Here is a 19205-nt window from a genome sequence, read left to right on the forward strand (position 1 = left end):
CTCCTCATTCGCCCAGGTAGACGCGCGGGACGCGCGCGCCGATCCGGGTGACGATCTCGTACGCGATGGTGTCGGCGGCCACCGCCCAGTCCTCGGCGGTCGGTTCGCCCCGGTCGCCGGGGCCGAAGAGCACGGCCTCGGTGCCGGGCTCGGGGGTCTCCCCGCCGAGGTCGAGCACGAACTGGTCCATGGCGACGCGGCCGGCGATCGTGCGGACGGTGTCCCCGACGAGGACGGGACCGCGGCCGGAGGCGTGCCGGGGGACGCCGTCGGCGTACCCGACGGGCACGAGCCCGAGGGTGGTCTCGGTCCCGGTGACGTAGTGGTGGCCGTAGCTCACGCCGTGCCCGGCCGGGACCTGCTTGACGAGCGCGACGCCCGCCTTGAGCGACATGACGGGCCGCAGGCCGAGTTCGGCGGAGGTGCCGAGCTCGGGGCCGGGCGAGATGCCGTAGACGGCGATGCCGGGCCGGACCAGGTCGAAGTGGGCCTCGGGGAGGGTGAGGGTGGCCGGCGAGTTGGCGATGTGCCGGACCTCGGGCTCGACGCCGGCCTTCTCGGCGTAGTCGAGCATCGAGCGGAAGACGTCGAGCTGGGCGGCGATGGAGGGGTGGTGGGGCTCGTCGGCGCAGGCGAGGTGCGACCAGAGCCCGGTGACCTTGAGCAGCCCCTCGGCCTCGGCCCTGAGCGCCTCCCCGACGAGCTCGGGCCAGTCGGCGGGCTGGCAGCCGTTGCGGCCGAGCCCGGTGTCGGCCTTGAGCTGCACGCGGGCGCTCTTCCCGGTGGCGCGGGCGGCCGCGACGACCTCCCGCAGGGCCCACATCCCGCTGACGGACATGTCGAGCCCGGCCTCGATGCCCCGGTCCCAGGGGTCCCCCGGGGTCCAGAGCCAGCACATGACGGGAACGTCCGTGATCCCGGCGGCCCGCAGCGCGAGCGCCTCGTGCGGGGTGGCCGTACCGAGCCAGTCCGCCCCCGCCTCCAGGGCGGCCCGGGCACAGCGCACGGCGCCGTGTCCGTACGCGTCGGCCTTGACCACGGCCATGATCCGGACGTGGGGGGCGACGCGGGCGCGCAGCGTGCGGACGTTCGCACGCAGCGCCCCGAGGTCGATCTCGGCGCGGGCTCTGCGGGGCGGCGGTGTCTCAGTCATCGCGCCCAGTCTCTCAGGTACGGCCCCGGCCACCGCTTCCCCGGGCTGTAGCCCCGATCACCCTGCCGGGCGGCACCCCGCCCCCTCACGCCCCGGAGCGGCCCGCGACGGCGGAACGAACGGGAACGTTCCCGCACGAACCCGGGCGAGTCGGCGAACCGAACGCGCCCCGGCGGGGGTTCGGGAAGGGAGGGGACGGGGAAAGGCCCCGGCCCTACGACGGGGCCATCACGTCCCCCCACGCCCCCCGCAGCCCCCCCGCCACCTCCATGGCCGTCACCGGGGCCGTGCCCGACGAGGCGCGGCGGGCCGCGAGGCCGTGGAGGTAGGCGGCGCAGGAGGCCGCGTCGACGGGCGGGAGGCCCGCCGCGAGCAGCGAGCCCGCGAGGCCGGAGAGGACGTCGCCGCTTCCGGCGGTGGCGAGCCAGGACGTCCCGGTCGGGTTCACCCGTACGGGACCGGTGCCCCCGTGCACCAGCGTCGTGGAGCCCTTGAGGAGGACCGTCGCGCCGAAGCGGGCGGCCAGTTCGCGGACCGCCGCGAGCCGTCCCGCCTCGACCTCCTCCCGCGTGGCGGAGAGCAGCGCCGCCGCCTCGCCCGCGTGCGGGGTGAGGAGGGTCGGGGCGCCCCGGCCCCGTACGGCCGCCGGGTCGAGCCCCCGCAGCCCGTCCGCGTCGACCAGGACCGGCACGTCCGAGGCGAGGACGTCCGCGACCGCCTCCCGCGCCCCGGGCTCCTCGCCGAGGCCCGGCCCGACGACCCAGGCCTGGACCCGTCCGGCCTTCCGCGGCGGCCCGGTGTGCACCAGGGTCTCGGGGTGCGCGGCGAGCACCGCCTCCCCGCCGGCCCCGACGTACCGCACGGCCCCCGCCCCGCCCCGCAGCGCCCCGGTCACGGCGAGGACGGCGGCGCCGGGGTAGCGGGCGGAGCCGGCGACGACGCCGACGACCCCGCGCCGGTACTTGTCGCTCTCGGCGTCCGGCACCGGCAGCAGGCGCGCCACGTCCTCGTGCTGGAGCGCTTCGAGGTCCGGCACCCCGGGCAGGGTCGCGCCGAGCCCGATCTCCACGAGCCGCAGCGCGCCCGCGTAGGCGTGGGCCGGGTCGACGAGCAGCCCCGGCTTGTACGTCCCGAAGGTGACCGTCACGTCGGCCCGCAGCGCCTCCCCCGCGACCTCCCCGGTGTCGGCGTCGACGCCGCTCGGCAGGTCGACGGCGACGACGACGGCGTCGGAGCCGCGCGCGGCCCGGGCGACGGGGACGGCGTCGGGCCGCAGCCCCCCGCTCCCGCCGATGCCGGTGATCCCGTCGAGGACGAGGTCGGCGCCGGCGAGCGGCTCGAAGGGGTCGTCCGCGACCCGTCCGCCCGCCGCCAGGAGCGCCGCGAGCCCGCCCTCGTGGGCGCGCGCGCCGAGCAGCACGGCGGTCACGCCCGCGCCGCGCCGGGCGAGCCGGGCCCCGGCGTACAGGGCGTCGCCGCCGTTGTCGCCGGTCCCGGCGAGGACGACGACCCGGGCCCCGTACACCCGCCCCCTCCCGAGCAGCGAGCAGCAGGCGGCGGCGAGTCCGGCGGCGGCCCTGCCCATGAGGGCGCCTTCCGGAAGGCGGGCCATGAGGGCGGCCTCGGCGGCCCGGACGGTCTCCACGCGGTGAGCGGTACGCATGCCCCGCAGTCTGCCGCAGGCGGCGGGGGGCCGCCCGGAGGAGGGTTGACATCGTCCGCCATTCAACTTAGCTTAGGCTTACCTAAGTAAGTCGGACGGCGTCATGCCGCTCCGCACGCGCGCGGTACACACATCCTGTCGCCGGCCCTGGCAGCCGCGCGCGCCGTACGCCCCGGGGCCCGGCCGTTTCCGAACGGCCGGGCCCCGCGGCGTACGCCTCACCCCTCCGCGATCACCACCGCCGACGCCACCCCCGCGTCGTGGCTCAGCGACACGTGCCAGTGCCGCACGCCCAGCTCCACCGCCCGGGCCTCCACCGTCCCCCGCACCCGCAGGCGCGGCCGCCCGGTCTCCTCGACGTACACCTCGGCGTCCGTCCAGTGCAGTCCGGCCGGCGCGCCGAGCGCCTTCGCGAGGGCCTCCTTCGCGGCGAACCGCACGGCGAGCGAGGCCACCCCGCGCCGCTCGCCGCTCGGGAGCAGCAGCTCGTCCTCGACGAAGAGCCGGTCCAGAAGCCCCGGCGTCCGTTCGATCGACGCCGCGAACCGGTCGATCTCCGCCACGTCGATCCCCACCCCGATGATCATTTCCCACTCACTCCACGGTCACGGACTTGGCCAGGTTGCGCGGCTGGTCGACCTCGTTGCCCCGCGCGGTGGCGAGCTCGCAGGCGAAGACCTGGAGCGGCACCGTGGAGACCAGCGGCTGGAGCAGCGTAGGCGTGGCGGGGATCCGGACGAGGTGGTCGGCGTACGGGACGACCGTCTCGTCGCCCTCCTCCGCGATCACGATCGTGCGGGCGCCGCGCGCCCTGATCTCCTGGATGTTGGAGACGATCTTGTCGTGCAGGACGGACCGGCCCTTGGGCGAGGGCACCACGACCACGACCGGCAGGTCCTCCTCGATGAGCGCGATCGGCCCGTGCTTGAGCTCGCCCGCCGCGAAGCCCTCGGCGTGCATGTACGCCAGCTCCTTGAGCTTCAGGGCGCCCTCCAGGGCCACCGGGTGGCCGACGTGGCGGCCGAGGAAGAGGACGGTGTCCTTGTGGGCGAGGGAGCGGGCGAGGGCCCGCACCGGCTCCATCGTCTCCAGGACGCGCTCCACCTCGTCGCCGATGCGGGCGAGTTCGCGCACGACGTCGAGGATCTCGTCGCCCCACTTCGTGCCGCGCACCTGCCCGAGGTAGAGCGCGAGCAGGTAGCAGGCGACGAGCTGGGTCAGGAAGGCCTTGGTGGAGGCGACGGCGACCTCGGGCCCGGCGTGCGTGTAGAGCACCGCGTCGGACTCGCGCGGGATGGTGGAGCCGTTGGTGTTGCAGACGGCGAGGACCTTCGCGCCCTGCTCGCGCGCGTGCCGCAGCGCCATCAGGGTGTCCATGGTCTCGCCGGACTGGGAGATCGCGATCACCAGGGTGCGCGGGCCCAGGATCGGGTCCCGGTAGCGGAACTCGCTGGCCAGCTCGACCTCGCACGGGATCCGGGTCCAGTGCTCGATGGCGTACTTGGCGATGAGCCCGGCGTGGAAGGCGGTGCCGCACGCGACGACGACGATCTTGTCGGCCTCGCGGAGCACCGTGTCGGGGATGCGCACCTCGTCGAGGGTGAGCCGCCCGGAGGCGTCGATCCGGCCGAGGAGGGTGTCGGCGACGGCCTTGGGCTGCTCGGCGATCTCCTTGAGCATGAAGTGGTCGTAGCCGCCCTTCTCGGCGGCGGAGGCGTCCCAGTCGACGTGGTAGGCCCGCACCTCGGCGGGCACCCCGTCGAAGTCGGTGACGGTGACGCCCTCCCGGGTCAGCTCGACGACCTGGTCCTGGCCCAGCTCGATCGCGGCGCGGGTGTGGGCGATGAAGGCGGAGACGTCGGAGGCGAGGAAGTTCTCGCCCTCGCCGACGCCGACGACGAGCGGGGAGTTGCGGCGGGCGCCGACGACGGTGCCCGGCTGGTCGGCGTGCACGGCGACCAGGGTGAACGCCCCGTCGAGCCGCCGGCACACGAGCCGCATGGACTCCGCCAGGTCCCCGGTGGAGGAGAACTCCTCGGCGAGGAGGTGCGCGACGACCTCGGTGTCCGTCTCGGACGCCAGGTCGTGGCCGCGCTCCGCCAGCTCCCCGCGCAGGGCGGCGAAGTTCTCGATGATGCCGTTGTGGACGACGGCGACCCGCCCGGCGTTGTCCAGGTGCGGGTGCGCGTTGGCGTCGGTCGGGCCGCCGTGGGTCGCCCAGCGGGTGTGCCCCACCCCCACGGAGCCGCCGGGCAGCGGCCGTTCGGCCAGCTCCTTCTCCAGGTTGACGAGCTTGCCCGCCCGCTTGGCCGCGGCGAGCCCCCCGTCGGAGAGCACCGCGACACCGGCCGAGTCGTAGCCCCGGTATTCGAGCCGCCTGAGGCCCGCGACCACCACATCAAGCGCCGGCTGACCGCCGACGTATCCCACGATTCCGCACATGTCGGAAGACTACGGCGCGACCCGGCCCACCGGACGGAGCCGACACGGGCTCCGTCCGGCGGGACGGGCGGGGTCCCGGCGGCGTCAGCCCAGCTTCTTCGCCTGGGCCTCGATCACGGCCTTCGGGAGCTCCTTGACCTCGCCGCCGAAGCTGATCGTGGAGAACGAGGCCAGCGTGTTGCCCCGGCGGAAGGCGACCAGCTTGGTGACGAACTTCTCGCCGTCCACGTCCGAGGTCACCGTCCAGGCGAGCGCCTCCTCGCCCGCGGACAGCGTCTCCGGCGCCACCTCGGTGACCTTCGCCTTCTCGCCCTCGCCGGTGATCGTGAAGCCGCCCGCGCAGTCGGTCCCGGCCGTCTTCAGGGAGGCGAAGGCCTGCTGGGCGCCCTGCCCCTCGTACGAGCCGAGCGTCACGCCCGTGACCGGCGCGGCGAGCGCCCCCAGGGCGTCCTCCGGCGAGCCCGTCTTCTTGGGCACCTCGATGGCCTTGCGCTGCGCGGACGCGGCCGGGCCGCCGGTCGCGATGAACGACATGGCGTCGGCCAGCGGCTTGCAGGAGGCCTTGTCGGTGGAGACGGTCTCGGGCTTCACCACGTCGGTGGCCTTGGCCTTCTGCACCTGGTGGCCGGGCAGGTCGGCCTGCTCGACGATCAGCTTCTCCAGCTCGGCGGCGGACAGCGCCTCGGCGGCGGGGGCGGCGGTGGCGGAGGCGCTCGGCGCCGCGGAGCCCTTGCCGGAGTCCGTGCCCTTGTCACCGCCGCAGGCGGTGGCGAGCAGGGCGAGGGAGACGGCGGTGGTGGCGACGGCGACGGTGCGGATGGACGTACGCATGCGTGGTGGCTCTCTGCTTCTCTTCGTGCCGCCGGACGGCGGCTCCCCCCGCGTGAGACCAGGTGCACGCGGCAGGGGACATGATCGCCCAGGTCCGCGAGGACGACCAGCCCTTTTGCCGCGTGACCGACCCCACCACCCACGGCGGCCCCCGGTCCCCGACAATGGCGGTGTGATCACTTCGCCGCCACGAAGCGCCCGCGGGGATGGCCCCGGGGACGGGCACCAGGGCCCCCGCAACGGAAACGGACACCGCCGTCCGTCCGAGGCGACCCCGTACGTCGACCTCACCCGGGCCGAGTGGAGCGCCCTGCGCGACAAGACCCCGCTGCCCCTCACCGCCGAGGAGGTCGAGCGGCTCCGCGGACTCGGGGACGTCATCGACCTCGACGAGGTGCGGGACGTCTACCTGCCGCTGTCCCGGCTGCTCAACCTGTACGTGCAGGCCACCAGCGGTCTGCGCGGCGCCCTGAACACCTTCCTCGGCGAGAGCGCCGAGCAGCGCGGCACCCCCTTCGTCATAGGGGTCGCCGGCTCGGTCGCCGTCGGCAAGTCGACGGTCTCCCGCCTCCTCCAGGCACTGCTCGCCCGCTGGCCGGAGCACCCGCGCGTGGAGCTGGTGACCACGGACGCCTTCCTCTACCCGATGGAGGAGCTGAAGGCGCGCGGCCTGATGTCCCGCAAGGGCTTCCCCGAGTCGTACGACCGCCGGGCCCTGACCCGGTTCGTCGCGGACGTCAAGGCGGGCAAGGACGAGGTCACCGCGCCGGTCTACTCGCACCTGATCTACGACCGGGTGCCCGGCGAGCGGCTCGTCGTCCGCCGCCCGGACGTCCTGATCGTGGAGGGCCTGAACGTCCTCCAGCCCGCCCTGCCCGGCAAGGACGGCCGGACCCGCGTCGGCCTCGCCGACTACTTCGACTTCTCGGTGTACGTGGACGCGCGGACGGAGGACATCGAGCGCTGGTACCTGAACCGCTTCCGCAAGCTGCGCGACACCGCGTTCCAGGACCCCTCCTCGTACTTCCGCCGCTACACCCAGGTCTCCGAGGAGGAGGCCTTCGACTACGCCCGCACCATGTGGCGGACCGTCAACAAGGTCAACCTGCTGGAGAACGTGGCGCCCACGCGCGGCCGGGCGACCCTCGTGGTCCGCAAGGGCCCCGACCACAAGGTGCAGAAGCTGAGCCTGCGCAAGCTCTGAACCGCCGCAGGGCTCCGTAGGCTCTGCGCATGCTGCATCTGCGGATGATCGTCCCGCCCGACCGCACCCGGGCCGCGACCGACCTGATCGAGTCGACCGTCGGGACCGCCCATCTGGTGGTCCTGCCCGGCGCGGCCCGCGACCCGGCCGGGGACGTGGTGACGTGCGACGTGGCCCGCGAGGCGGGCGACGAGCTCCTCCGCGAGCTGCGCGGCCTCGGGATCGTCCGGGACGGCTCCATCGCCGTCCAGGACATCGACCTGTCGCTGTCCGAGCGGGCCGACGCCGCCGAGCGGGAGGCGCCCGGCGAGGCCGCCGACGCGGTGCTCTGGGAGGAGCTCACCGAGGCGACGCACGAGGAGTCGACGCTCTCGGCCACGTACTGCGCGTTCATGGTCCTGGCCACGATGCTCGCGGCCTGCGGCGTCGTCCTGGACAACGCGATCCTGATCGTGGGCGCGATGGCGGTCGGTCCGGAGTTCGGCCCGCTCGCCGGGATCTGCACGGCGGTGGTGCGGCGGGCCCCGAGGCTGGCCGCGCGCTCGCTGCTCGCGCTGTTCGTGGGCTTCGCGGTGGCGATCGCGGCCACCACGCTGTTCAGCATGGCGATGGACGCGCTCGACCTGTTCAGCCGGGCCCAGCTGGAGGCGGAGCGCCCCAACACCCGCTTCATCTGGCAGCCGGACCCGTTCTCCTTCGTCGTGGCGCTGCTCGCCGGCGCGGCCGGCACGCTCTCCCTGACCTCCGCCAAGTCGGGGGCCCTGGTGGGCGTGGCGATCTCGGTGACGACGGTCCCGGCGGGCGCGAACGCGGCCGTGGCGCTCGCCTACGGCGACCTGGGCCAGATGGGCGGCTCGGTCGAGCAGCTCGCGCTCAACCTCTTCGGCATCGTCCTCGCCGGGACGGCGACGCTGTACGCGCAGCGGGCCCTGTGGGACACCCAGCGCGGCCGCTGGCGCCGCCCGTCGCGCAAGGACCGCTGAGGGAAGAGGGCCGCCGACGGGAGAAGGCCGCCGACGGAAGAGGGCCCCGCCGTACCGGAGTCCGGTGCGACGGGGCCCTTCCGCATGACGGTGCCTCAGAAAGGCTAGCCCAGCGCGGACTTCACGACGTCCGCGAGGCGCTGCGCGACCGACCGGGCCTGCTCGATGTCGGCGGCCTCGACCATGACGCGGACCAGCGGCTCGGTGCCCGAGGAGCGGAGCAGCACCCGGCCCGTCGAGCCGAGCTCGCGCTCGGCCTCGGCGACGGCGGCGGCCAGATCGCCGGAGGTGGTGACGCGCGACTTGTCGACGTCCTTCACGTTGATGAGGATCTGCGGCAGCCGCTCCATCACGCCGGCGAGGTCCGCGAGGGACTTGCCGGTGGCGGCGACCCGGGCGGCCAGCATGAGGCCGGTGAGGGTGCCGTCGCCGGTGGTGGCGTGGTCGAGCACGATGACGTGGCCCGACTGCTCGCCGCCGAGCGCGTAGCCGTGCTGCTTCATGGACTCCAGGACGTAGCGGTCGCCGACCGCCGTCTGGACGAGGTTCAGGCCCTCGCGCTCCATGGCGAGCTTGAAGCCCAGGTTGGACATGACGGTCGCGACGACCGTGTCGCCGCGCAGGGTGCCGGCCTCGCGCATGGCGAGGGCGAGCACGGCGAGGATCTGGTCGCCGTCGACCTCGTTGCCCGCCGCGTCCACGGCGAGGCAGCGGTCGGCGTCGCCGTCGTGCGCGATGCCCAGGTCGGCGCCGTGCTCGACCACGGCGGCCCGGAGCGGCTCCAGGTGGGTGGAGCCGCAGCCGTCGTTGATGTTGAGGCCGTCCGGCCGGGCGCCGATGGTGACGACCTCGGCGCCGGCGCGGGCGAAGGCCTCGGGCGAGACGCGGGAGGCGGCGCCGTGGGCCTCGTCCAGGACGACCTTCAGACCGTCGAGCCGGTTGGGGAGGACCGCGATGAGGTGGGCGACGTACGTGTCGAAGCCCTCGTCGTAGTCGCGGACGCGGCCGACGCCGGCACCGGTCGGACGGTCCCAGGGGGCGCCCGTGCGGTGCTCCTCGTACACGGCTTCGATCTTGTCCTCCAGTTCGTCGGCCAGCTTGTGGCCGCCGCGCGCGAAGAACTTGATGCCGTTGTCGGGCATGGCGTTGTGGCTCGCGGAGAGCATCACGCCGAGGTCGGCGCCGAGGACGCCGGTGAGGTGGGCCACGGCCGGGGTGGGCAGGACGCCGACGCGCAGCACGTCGACTCCGGCGCTGGCGAGGCCGGCCACGACGGCGGCCTCCAGGAACTCTCCGGACGCGCGCGGGTCGCGGCCGACCACGGCGGTCGGCCGATGGCCCGCGAAGGTGCCCGCCTCGGCGAGCACGTGCGCCGCCGCCACGGAGAGGCCGAGCGCCAGCTCCGCCGTCAGATCCGCGTTGGCGACGCCGCGTACGCCGTCCGTGCCGAAGAGTCGTCCCACAGCTGTCCTCCGAGAATGCGTGCCCGAGCTTATGAAAGAGCGTATGAAAAAACGTACGCCCCGACGGCACGGGCAGTGCCGCCGGGGCGTACGGAATGCAGACCGAGCAGGCGATTAACGCTTGCTGTACTGCGGGGCCTTGCGGGCCTTCTTGAGACCGGCCTTCTTGCGCTCGACCGCACGGTCGTCGCGGGAGAGGAAGCCGGCCTTCTTCAGCGCCGGGCGGTTGTTCTCGACGTCCGCCTCGTTCAGCGCACGGGCCACGCCGAGGCGCAGGGCGCCGGCCTGACCGGAGACACCGCCACCCGCGATGCGGGCGATGACGTCGTAGCGGTTGTCGAGCTCGAGCACCTTGAAGGGCTCGTTGACTTCCTGCTGGTGCACCTTGTTGGGGAAGTAGTCCTCAAGGGTGCGACCGTTGATCTTCCACTTGCCGGTGCCCGGAACGATCCGGACGCGGGCGATGGCGTTCTTGCGACGGCCCAGGCCGGCGGCCGGCTGCGGGTCGCCGAAGCGGGACGCGAGCGACTCGGAGGTGTACTCACCCTCGACGAGCTCGGTCTCGGTGGTGTACTCCTCGACGCCCTCGAACTCGTCGACGGGGGTCTCGGGGGTGGTCTCGGCCACGATGCTCCTCAGATTTCTTTCGTTCTTAGGGGGTGTGGCCGGAACTACTGCGCGACCTGGGTGATCTCGAACGGGACCGGCTGCTGAGCAGCGTGCGGGTGGTTCTCGCCCGCGTAGACCTTCAGCTTCGAGAGCATCTGACGGCCCAGGGTGTTCTTGGGGATCATGCCCTTGATGGCCTTCTCGACGGCCTTCTCGGGGTTCTTGGACAGCAGCTCGTCGTAGCGGACGGAGCGCAGACCGCCCGGGAAGCCGGAGTGGCGGTACGCCAGCTTCTGGGTCTTCTTGTTGCCGGACAGGTGGACCTTGTCGGCGTTGATGATGATGACGAAGTCGCCCATGTCCATGTGGGGGGCGTACACCGGCTTGTGCTTGCCTCGGAGGAGGTTCGCGGCCGTGGTCGCCAGACGGCCCAGGACGATGTCCTGCGCGTCGATGATGTGCCACTGGCGAGTGACATCGCCGGGCTTGGGGCTGTACGTACGCACTTCGTAGCCTTCGCTTCTTCAGTGGATGGAGTCCAGACACACCTGAAGCGATCATGCAGCTGGGGCCTGCACTGCCGGGACGCCGCCCGTATGCGAGCCACTGGTAACTGCTCCAGGGAACCTGCGCAGGAGGCCCTTCGCGTGAGAACGACGAAGCCACTACGCATAACAAACCGCAACAGTACCCGCGCCCCCCCGGACGGGTCAAAACGCGCGGGCCCTACCGCGCCCGGTCGACCCGCCGCTCGTCCCACACCGGCTCGGTGGTCTCCCGCACGACCCCGTCGGAGCCGAAGACCAGATAGCGGTCGAAGCTCTTCGCGAACCACCGGTCGTGCGTGACGGCCATCACCGTCCCCTCGTACGACTCCAGACCGTCCTGGAGCGCCTCGGCCGACTCCAGGTCCAGGTTGTCCGTCGGCTCGTCGAGGAGCAGCGCGGTCGTCCCCGCCAGTTCGAGCAGCAGGATCTGGAACCGGGCCTGCTGGCCGCCCGAGAGCTTGTCGAAGGGCTGGTCGCCCTGGCGCTCCAGCTCGTACCGGCGCAGCACGGACATCGCCCCGCCCCGGTCCTTGGAGTGCTCGGTCCACAGGATGTCGACGAGCGGGCGCCCGGCCAGCTCCGGGTGGGCGTGGGTCTGCGCGAAGTGGCCGGGCACGACCCGGGCGCCCAGCTTCCACGTCCCGGTGTGCGCGACCGAGTCGTCCCCGGCGAGCAGCCGCAGGAAGTGCGACTTGCCGGAGCCGTTCGAGCCGAGGACGGCGACCCGCTCCCCGTAGAAGACCTCCAGCGAGAACGGCTTCATCAGACCGGTCAGCTCAAGGTTCTCGCAGGTCACGGCCCGGACCCCGGTCCGTCCTCCGCGCAGCCGCATCCGGATGTCCTGCTCGCGCGGCGGCTCCGGCGGCGGCCCGGCCTCCTCGAACTTCCGCAGCCGGGTCTGCGCCGCCGCGTACCGCGAGGCCAGCTCGTGGCTGATCGAGGCCGCCTGCCGCAGGTTCACCACGAGCTTCTTCAGCTGGGCGTGCTTCTCCTCCCAGCGCCGCTTCAGCTCCTCGAAGCGGGCGAACCGCTCCCGCCGCGCGTCGTGGAAGGTGTCGAAGCCGCCGCCGTGCACCCACACGTCCGAACCGGCCGGGCCGGGCTCGACCGCGACGATCTTCTGCGCGGCCCGGGAGAGCAGCTCCCGGTCGTGGGAGATGAAGAGCACGGTCTTGCGGGTCTCCCGCAGCCGCTCCTCCAGCCACCGCTTGCCGGGCACGTCGAGGTAGTTGTCCGGCTCGTCCAGGAGCAGCACCTCGTCGGGGCCGCGCAGCAGCGCTTCGAGCACCAGCCGCTTCTGCTCGCCGCCGGAGAGCGTCCGGGCCTCCCGGAACTGCGCCTTGTCGTACGGGACGCCGAGCGCGGCCGTGGTGCAGATGTCCCAGAGGGTCTCCGCCTCGTACCCCTGCACCTCGGCCCAGTCGGAGAGCGCCTGCGCGTACGCCATCTGCGCGGCCTCGTCGTCGACGGTCATGATCAGGTGCTCGGCCTCGTCGACCGCCTTCGCGGCCTCCCGGATCCGGGGCTGCGCGACCGAGACGAGCAGGTCGCGGACGGTCGAGCCGTCCCGTACGGAGCCGACGAACTGCGACATCACGCCGAGGCCGCCGCTGACGGTGACGGAGCCGCCGTGCGGCTTGAGCTCTCCGGCGATCATCCGGAGCAGCGTGGTCTTTCCGGCGCCGTTGGCCCCGACGAGGGCGACGACGGCCCCCTCCCCCACCCGGAAGGAGGCGTCCCCGAGCAGGACCCTCCCGTCGGGAAGGTAGTACTCCAGATGTGCGGCCTCGACGTGTCCCATGAGGTGCATTGTCGCCGCCCGCGTCGGCCCGGCCCAACCGGTTTAGGATGCGCGGCATGAGCTTTGGGGGACCGCAGTGGCCGCAGGAGCCGCCGCAACAGGGGCAGCAGGGGTACGGCGAGCAGGGCCAGGGGCACGGGCAGCAGCCCGGCGGCCACGGGCAGCAGGGGTACGGGCAGGGCCAGGGGTACGGGCAGGGGGCGGGCGGCTACGGCTACCCCGGCCCTCAGGGCAGCAGCGCTCCGGCCCCCTTCCCCGGCCCGCAGGGCGGCGGCCCCACCCCCGACTGGAGCGCCCTGGCCGACGCCTCGGCCTCCCGCAACCGCCGCAGGCGCCGGCTGATGATCGGCGGCGGCGTCCTGGCCACCCTGGTCGTCGGCGCGGTCGTCGCCACCGCCGTGGTGGCCAGCGGCACGAAGGACGACACCGCCGGGAAGGGCGGCGGGACCCCCACCGCCTCGGCCTCCCCCACCGAGGCCCCCACCCCCGAGCCGACGTTCTCCTCGGTGGCGCCGCCGCCCCCGCCGAACCCGAAGGACTACATCTCGGACCCGAAGAAGGACAAGGCCCCGCTCACCGCCGAGGGCCTCTTCCCGGGCAGGAAGCTGACCATGAGCGGCCGCCCGTACAAGAAGGGCGCGACCTCCGCCACGACGAACTGCGCGGCCGTCACCCAGGGCGGCCTCGGCACCGTCCTGAAGAGGAACGGCTGCCGGGAGGTGCTCCGCGCCACCTACGTGAGGGACGGCGTGGCGGTCACCGTCGGCGTCGCCGTCTTCCCCTCCGAGGCCGCGGCCCTCAAGGCGAAGGGCCAGGCCACCGGCGGCGTCGCCCCCCTGGTCGGCGCGGGCGTGGGCGACTTCTGCCACGCCACGGTCTGCCTGCGCCGGTCGAACTCGATCGGCCGGTACGCCTACTTCACCCAGGCCGGCTTCACCAGCGGCAGGAAGGTCACCAAGGCCGACCAGGGCGTCTTCCGGGCCAGCGACGACCTCGGCACCTTCGCCTTCAACCAGATCTACGCCCGCGGGCGCGCCCAGGCCTCAGCAGCAGCCGGCGCTCCCGGGCAGTGACCGCTTGTTGCGCGCCTCCTTGTTGCGGGCGGCGAGCAGCTCGTCGGCCGGGTAGCCGACCTCTTCGAGGGTGAGCCCGTGCGGGCGCACGACGTGCACGGCCGAGTCCCGGACGCCGGCCGCGAGCACCTTGCCCGGCCAGTCCACCGGCCGGTGCCCGTCGCCGACGAAGAGCAGGGCGCCGACGAGCGAGCGGACCATGTTGTGGCAGAAGGCGTCCGCCTTCACGGTCGCTTCGAGGACGCCGCCGGGCCGCCGCTCCCAGCGCAGCTCCTGGAGGGTGCGGATGGTGGTGGCGCCCTCGCGCTTCTTGCAGTACGCGGCGAAGTCGTGCTCGCCGACGAGCGCGGCGGCGGCCTCGTTCATGGCGTCCATGTCGAGGGCCCAGTCGTGCCAGAGGACGTGCCCGCGCAGCAGCGGGTCGACCCCGCCGGGGTTGTCGGTGACGCGGTAGGCGTAGCGGCGCCAGATCGCGGAGAAGCGGGCGTTGAAGCCGGCGGGGGCCTCGGTCAGGGACCAGACCCGCACGTCGTGCGAGAGGCGCCCGGCGAGCCGCCGCAGCAGCTTGTCGCGGTGCTCCTCCCACAGCTCCACGGGCAGGTCGACGTGGGCGACCTGCCCGCGCGCGTGCACCCCGGAGTCGGTCCGGCCGGCGACGGTCAGCTCGTACGTCTCCTGGGACCGGGTCACGGTCCGCAGGGCCGCCTCGATGTCGCCCTGCACGGTCCGCCGTCCCCCGGCCTGCCTGGCCCAGCCGGAGAAGTCCCTGCCGTCGTACGAAAGGTCCAGCCGGACCCGTACGAAACCGTCCTGCACGTCGTCGCTCACGCGGAAGATCCTCTCAAACACACGGGAACGGGCCCGCACCCCAGGGGGTACGGGCCCGCACACGGAACAGCCTGGAAGAACGCTTACGCGTCCTTCGACTCCTCGGCGGCCTCGTCGGCCTTGGTCTCCTCGGCCTTGGGGGCCTCGTCGGCCTCCTTGACGGCGCGCTTGGTGGCGGCCTCGGCCTCGGCGACGGTCGCCTTCTTGGCGATCTCGCCCTCGACCAGCTCGATCACGGCCATCGGGGCGTTGTCGCCACGACGGTTGCCGATCTTGGTGATGCGGGTGTAGCCACCGGGACGCTCCGAGTAACGCGGGGCGATCTCGGTGAAGAGGGTGTGGACGATCCCCTTGTCGGTGATCGACTGCAGCACCAGGCGACGGTTGTGGATGTCGCCCTTCTTCGCCTTGGTGATCAGGCGCTCGGCGACCGGACGCAGGCGGCGGGCCTTGGCCTCGGTCGTGGTGATGCGGCCGTGCTCGAAGAGCGACTTCGCCAGGTTGGCGAGGAGCAGCTTCTCGTGCGCGGCGGAACCGCCGAGGCGGGCACCCTTCGCGGGACGCGGCATGGTGTTTCTCCTTGTGATCTGCACCGGCCGTATGAGGTACCGATGTCAGTGTCCGAGCGGGCGGTCACCCGTCGGAGACCCCGCACCCCGGAGGGGCGCGGGGAACTGCGTGACCGGCCGAAGCCGGCCCGCAGCGCAATCGCGACCGTCAGTACTGCTCGGTCTCGACGTTGCAATCCTCTGGGGCGGACCCCAGGCGAATCAGTACTGCTCGGTCTCGACGAACCCGGCGTCCGCGTCGTCGTCGGCGCCGAAGGCGTCGGCGGCCGCGGTCGGGTCGAATCCGGGCGGGCTGTCCTTGAGCGCCAGGCCCATGCCGGCCAGCTTCGCCTTGACCTCGTCGATCGACTTCGCACCGAAGTTGCGGATGTCGAGCAGGTCCGCCTCGGAGCGCGCCACGAGCTCACCCACGGAGTGGATGCCCTCGCGCTTGAGGCAGTTGTAGGAGCGGACGGTGAGCTCCAGCTCCTCGATCGGCAGCGCCAGGTCGGCGGCCAGGGCGGCGTCCGTCGGGGACGGGCCCATGTCGATGCCCTCGGCGTCGATGTTGAGCTCGCGCGCCAGACCGAACAGCTCGACCAGGGTCTTGCCGGCGGACGCCATGGCGTCGCGCGGGCGCATGGCCTGCTTGGTCTCGACGTCGACGATCAGCTTGTCGAAGTCGGTGCGCTGCTCGACACGGGTCGCCTCGACCTTGTACGTGACCTTGAGCACCGGCGAGTAGATGGAGTCGACCGGGATGCGGCCGATCTCCTGGCCGACCTGCTTGTTCTGCACGGCGGAGACGTAGCCGCGACCGCGCTCGACGGTCAGCTCCATCTCCAGCTTGCCCTTGGCGTTCAGGGTCGCCAGGACGAGGTCGGGGTTGTGCACCTCGACACCGGCCGGGGGCGCGATGTCGGCGGCGGTGACCAGACCCGGGCCCTGCTTGCGCAGGTACATCACGACCGGCTCGTCGTGCTCCGAGGAGACGACCAGCTGCTTGATGTTCAGGATGAGGTCGGTGACGTCCTCCTTGACGCCCGGCACGGTGGTGAACTCGTGCAGGACGCCGTCGACGCGGATGCTGGTGACGGCGGCACCCGGGATCGAGGAGAGGAGGGTACGGCGGAGGGAGTTGCCGAGGGTGTAGCCGAAGCCCGGCTCCAGCGGCTCGATCACGAACCGGGAGCGGAACTCGTCGACGACCTCTTCGGTCAGCGACGGACGCTGAGCGATAAGCATGTTGTGTCCTTCAGTCGTGGACGCCCACTATTTGACGTCCGACTTGTCCTGCAAGGGTACGGGCGGCACGGCCCCGAAGAGCCGTACCGCCCGAAGTCCTGAACAAGCAGCCGTGCGTCAGACGCGGCGGCGCGGTTCACCCCCGCTCGCGCGGGGAATGCCGCCGCCCTGATCAGACGCGGCGGCGCTTGGGGGGACGGCAGCCGTTGTGCGGCGTGGGGGTGACGTCCTGGATCGAGCCGACCTCGAGGCCGGTGGCCTGGAGGGAGCGGATCGCGGTCTCACGGCCGGAGCCGGGACCCTTGACGAAGACGTCGACCTTGCGCATGCCGTGCTCCTGCGCGCGGCGGGCGGCCGACTCGGCGGCCATCTGCGCGGCGAAGGGGGTGGACTTGCGCGAGCCCTTGAAGCCGACGTGGCCGGCGGAGGCCCAGGAGATCACGTTGCCCGAGGGGTCCGTGATCGAGACGATCGTGTTGTTGAACGTGCTCTTGATGTGCGCGTGGCCGTGAGCGACGTTCTTCTTTTCCTTGCGGCGCACCTTCTTGGCAGCGCCCTGACGACCCTTGGGGGGCATCTATAACTCCTACGGGAGGTGGTCGGTCCTACAGCGAAGACCGCGTGGTCGAGCGTCCGCTGAGGACTACTTCTTGCCCGGCTTCTTCTTGCCGGCGATGGCGCGACGCGGGCCCTTGCGGGTACGAGCGTTCGTGCTGGTGCGCTGACCGCGGACGGGCAGGCCACGACGGTGGCGGAGGCCCTGGTAGCAGCCGATCTCGACCTTGCGGCGGATGTCGGCGGCGATCTCGCGGCGGAGGTCACCCTCGGTGCGGAGGTTGGCGTCCACGTACTCGCGGATCTTGACGAGGTCTTCCTCGGCAAGGTCGCGGACACGGGTGGACGGGTTCACGCCGGTCGCGGCGAGGATCTCCTCGGACCGGGTGCGCCCGATGCCGAAGACGTAGGTGAGTGCGACCACCACACGCTTTTCGCGCGGGATGTCAACACCGGAAACGCGTGCCATTCAATGGCTCCTGTGTTCTCGGGGGTCTGCTGCAGAACCGTTCCCGGCTGCCGTATGAGGTACAGGTCGGGTCCCCGGCCCCCGCCGGAGGTGCCGTCAACCGTGGAACACGGTCGGACGGGCTCTGCGTATGTACGTGTTGCTATGCGTCGCGCGAAGAACTGCGAAATGCAGGTCGGTCGGCGTGCGTCAGCCCTGGCGCTGCTTGTGGCGCAGGTTGTCGCAGATGACCATGACCCGGCCGTGACGGCGGATCACCTTGCACTTGTCGCAGATCTTCTTGACGCTCGGCTTGACCTTCATGGGATGTGAGGTTCTCCGGGTCAGTGCCACCACCCGCGCGCGGAGGCGGGGTGCGGGCAAGATCTACTTGTAGCGGTAGACGATCCGGCCACGCGTCAGGTCGTACGGAGAGAGCTCCACGACGACCCGGTCGTCCGGGAGGATTCGGATGTAGTGCATCCGCATCTTGCCGGAGATGTGCGCGAGGACCTTGTGACCGTTCTGGAGCTCCACCTTGAACATGGCGTTCGGGAGGGACTCGATCACGGTGCCCTCGATCTCGATGGCACCTTGCTTCTTGGCCACGCTTCGCCTTTCGAATCGGCTACCTTGATCGACTTTCGCCGCCGCGTGCGGACACACGGGTACACGAGAGCCGACGCATCAGTCTACGTCAGGGCCCAGGAAAAGACGAATCGGGAAGTCTGCCCACCCGAAATGATCCTTACGCAAGCCGCCACCCGGTAGAAAACGCGTACCTTCCGGACCTGGGCCAACGGATCCGGCGCGACCGTGATTCCCGGCCCCGCCGCCCCGCCCCCGACGCCCGCCCCGGCCGTCAGGCCAGCGGGTCCGGCGCCGCCACGACGCCCAGCTCGGCCAGCTTCGCCCTGCCGCCGTCGACCGCCGTCAGGACCAGGGGCCCCTCCTCCGTCACGGCCACGCTGTGCTCCCAGTGCGAGGACCAGGTGCCGTCCGTGGTGATGACGGTCCAGTCGTCCTCCAGGACCTCCGTGCGGGGGGTGCCGAGGGAGACCATGGGCTCGATCGCCAGGCAGAGGCCGGGGACCAGCTTGGGGCCCTTGCCGCGCTTGCGGGAGACGTAGTTCAGCAGGTGCGGGTCCATGTGCATCTCGGTGCCGATGCCGTGGCCGCCGTAGTCCTCGATGATCCCGTACCGGCCGAGGCTGTGGTCGCCGACCGCCGGCCGCGGCTGCCGCTTGATGTAGGTCTCGATCGCCCGGGAGACGTCGACCAGGCGGTTGCCGGTCTTCATGGCCGCGATGCCGGCCCACATCGACTCCTCCGTCACCCGGGAGAGCTCGATCAGCTCCGGGGCGTGGCCCGTGCCCACGAAGGCCGTGTAGGCCGCGTCGCCGTGCCAGCCGTCCACGATCGCGCCGCAGTCGATCGAGATGACGTCGCCGTCCTTGAGGACGGTCTTGTCGTCGGGGATGCCGTGGACGACGACCTCGTTCACCGAGGTGCAGATCGTCGCGGGGAACCCGCCGTACCCGAGGAAGTTCGACTTCGCCCCGTGGTCGGCGATGACCTTGCGCGCGACCTCGTCCAGGTCCCGGGTCGTGGCGCCCGGCACGGCCGCCTCGCGGGTCGCCGCGTGGATGGCGGCGACGACCAGCCCCGCCTCGCGCATCTTCGCGATCTGCTCGGGGGTCTTGATCTGCACCATCGTGGCCGGGGCCTTTCCGCTGGGTAAAAAGGGGGACGGAACAACGATACGGCCGCGGCGCCCCCGAGGGGCACCGCGGCCGTGTCGAACGAACCGG

The 19205-nt window shown here is 72.2% G+C and carries 20 protein-coding genes; 3 read left to right on the forward strand and 17 right to left on the reverse strand.

The window, feature by feature from the left end:
• Positions 1-4: 4 nt before the first annotated feature.
• From alr to ADL08_RS23435, 5 genes are all read right to left on the reverse strand, one after another.
• Entirely contained in the window at positions 5-1153 is a 1149-nt protein-coding gene (gene alr / locus ADL08_RS23415) for an alanine racemase (protein WP_053646129.1), read from the reverse strand.
• Positions 1154-1367: 214 nt separating this feature from the next.
• Positions 1368-2816 (reverse strand): NAD(P)H-hydrate dehydratase, encoded by a 1449-nt coding sequence (locus ADL08_RS23420; RefSeq protein WP_053646131.1) that lies wholly within the window; start codon positions 2814-2816, stop codon positions 1368-1370.
• Between the two features lie 218 nt (positions 2817-3034).
• A complete protein-coding gene (locus tag ADL08_RS23425) occupies positions 3035-3403 on the reverse strand; it encodes a holo-ACP synthase (protein WP_053646133.1) in 369 nt (122 codons plus the stop codon).
• Between the two features lie 7 nt (positions 3404-3410).
• Positions 3411-5258, reverse strand: a complete 1848-nt coding sequence (glmS, locus tag ADL08_RS23430; RefSeq protein ID WP_053646135.1) for a glutamine--fructose-6-phosphate transaminase (isomerizing) — start codon at positions 5256-5258, stop codon at positions 3411-3413.
• An 84-nt stretch (positions 5259-5342) separates the two neighbouring features.
• Positions 5343-6089 (reverse strand): hypothetical protein, encoded by a 747-nt coding sequence (locus ADL08_RS23435; protein ID WP_053646137.1) that lies wholly within the window; start codon positions 6087-6089, stop codon positions 5343-5345.
• Between the two features lie 172 nt (positions 6090-6261).
• Between ADL08_RS23435 and coaA the strand changes: the two genes are divergently transcribed.
• Positions 6262-7293 (forward strand): type I pantothenate kinase, encoded by a 1032-nt coding sequence (gene coaA / locus ADL08_RS23440; RefSeq protein ID WP_053646139.1) that lies wholly within the window; start codon positions 6262-6264, stop codon positions 7291-7293.
• 29 nt (positions 7294-7322) lie between these two features.
• Positions 7323-8276: a DUF389 domain-containing protein gene (locus ADL08_RS23445; RefSeq protein ID WP_053646141.1), complete on the forward strand. Its 954-nt coding sequence runs from the start codon at positions 7323-7325 to the stop codon at positions 8274-8276.
• Positions 8277-8380: 104 nt separating this feature from the next.
• Here ADL08_RS23445 and glmM read toward each other — a convergent pair whose 3' ends face one another.
• From glmM to ADL08_RS23465, 4 genes are all read right to left on the reverse strand, one after another.
• Positions 8381-9739 (reverse strand): phosphoglucosamine mutase, encoded by a 1359-nt coding sequence (glmM, locus tag ADL08_RS23450; protein WP_053646143.1) that lies wholly within the window; start codon positions 9737-9739, stop codon positions 8381-8383.
• A gap of 114 nt (positions 9740-9853) precedes the next feature.
• Entirely contained in the window at positions 9854-10366 is a 513-nt protein-coding gene (gene rpsI, locus ADL08_RS23455) for a 30S ribosomal protein S9 (protein ID WP_015035601.1), read from the reverse strand.
• Positions 10367-10410: 44 nt separating this feature from the next.
• A complete protein-coding gene (gene rplM / locus ADL08_RS23460; protein ID WP_053646145.1) occupies positions 10411-10854 on the reverse strand; it encodes a 50S ribosomal protein L13 in 444 nt (147 codons plus the stop codon).
• Positions 10855-11074: 220 nt separating this feature from the next.
• Positions 11075-12697 (reverse strand): ABC-F family ATP-binding cassette domain-containing protein, encoded by a 1623-nt coding sequence (locus ADL08_RS23465; protein WP_199837072.1) that lies wholly within the window; start codon positions 12695-12697, stop codon positions 11075-11077.
• A gap of 56 nt (positions 12698-12753) precedes the next feature.
• On the opposite strand from ADL08_RS23465, the gene ADL08_RS23470 reads away from it, so the two are divergent.
• Complete coding sequence (locus ADL08_RS23470) at positions 12754-13770, forward strand: hypothetical protein (protein WP_053646149.1); 1017 nt, start codon at positions 12754-12756, stop codon at positions 13768-13770.
• On the opposite strand, the gene truA is transcribed toward ADL08_RS23470, so the two are convergent.
• The 8 genes from truA to map form a co-directional block, all read right to left on the reverse strand.
• Complete coding sequence (gene truA, locus ADL08_RS23475; protein ID WP_053646152.1) at positions 13741-14598, reverse strand: tRNA pseudouridine(38-40) synthase TruA; 858 nt, start codon at positions 14596-14598, stop codon at positions 13741-13743. The genes ADL08_RS23470 and truA overlap by 30 nt on opposite strands.
• Positions 14599-14681: 83 nt before the next feature.
• Positions 14682-15167, reverse strand: a complete 486-nt coding sequence (gene rplQ / locus ADL08_RS23480) for a 50S ribosomal protein L17 (protein ID WP_053646154.1) — start codon at positions 15165-15167, stop codon at positions 14682-14684.
• 201 nt (positions 15168-15368) lie between these two features.
• Positions 15369-16391: a DNA-directed RNA polymerase subunit alpha gene (locus tag ADL08_RS23485; RefSeq protein WP_030759338.1), complete on the reverse strand. Its 1023-nt coding sequence runs from the start codon at positions 16389-16391 to the stop codon at positions 15369-15371.
• A gap of 172 nt (positions 16392-16563) precedes the next feature.
• On the reverse strand, positions 16564-16968 hold the full coding sequence (gene rpsK / locus ADL08_RS23490) for a 30S ribosomal protein S11 (RefSeq protein WP_003956432.1): 405 nt from the start codon (positions 16966-16968) through the stop codon (positions 16564-16566).
• Positions 16969-17034: 66 nt separating this feature from the next.
• Positions 17035-17415 (reverse strand): 30S ribosomal protein S13, encoded by a 381-nt coding sequence (rpsM, locus tag ADL08_RS23495; protein ID WP_030209021.1) that lies wholly within the window; start codon positions 17413-17415, stop codon positions 17035-17037.
• A gap of 189 nt (positions 17416-17604) precedes the next feature.
• A complete protein-coding gene (gene rpmJ / locus ADL08_RS23500) occupies positions 17605-17718 on the reverse strand; it encodes a 50S ribosomal protein L36 (RefSeq protein ID WP_003956441.1) in 114 nt (37 codons plus the stop codon).
• 63 nt (positions 17719-17781) lie between these two features.
• Positions 17782-18003, reverse strand: coding sequence for a translation initiation factor IF-1 (gene infA / locus ADL08_RS23505; RefSeq protein WP_003956442.1), 222 nt, complete (start codon positions 18001-18003; stop codon positions 17782-17784).
• 253 nt (positions 18004-18256) lie between these two features.
• Positions 18257-19108 carry a type I methionyl aminopeptidase gene (map, locus tag ADL08_RS23510; protein ID WP_053646156.1) on the reverse strand — a complete coding sequence of 284 codons (852 nt, stop codon included), beginning with the start codon at positions 19106-19108 and terminating at the stop codon, positions 18257-18259.
• Positions 19109-19205 lie beyond the last annotated feature (97 nt).

Origin of the sequence: Streptomyces sp. NRRL F-6492 (genome assembly GCF_001280125.1) — a bacterium.
Lineage (GTDB): Bacteria > Actinomycetota > Actinomycetes > Streptomycetales > Streptomycetaceae > Streptomyces.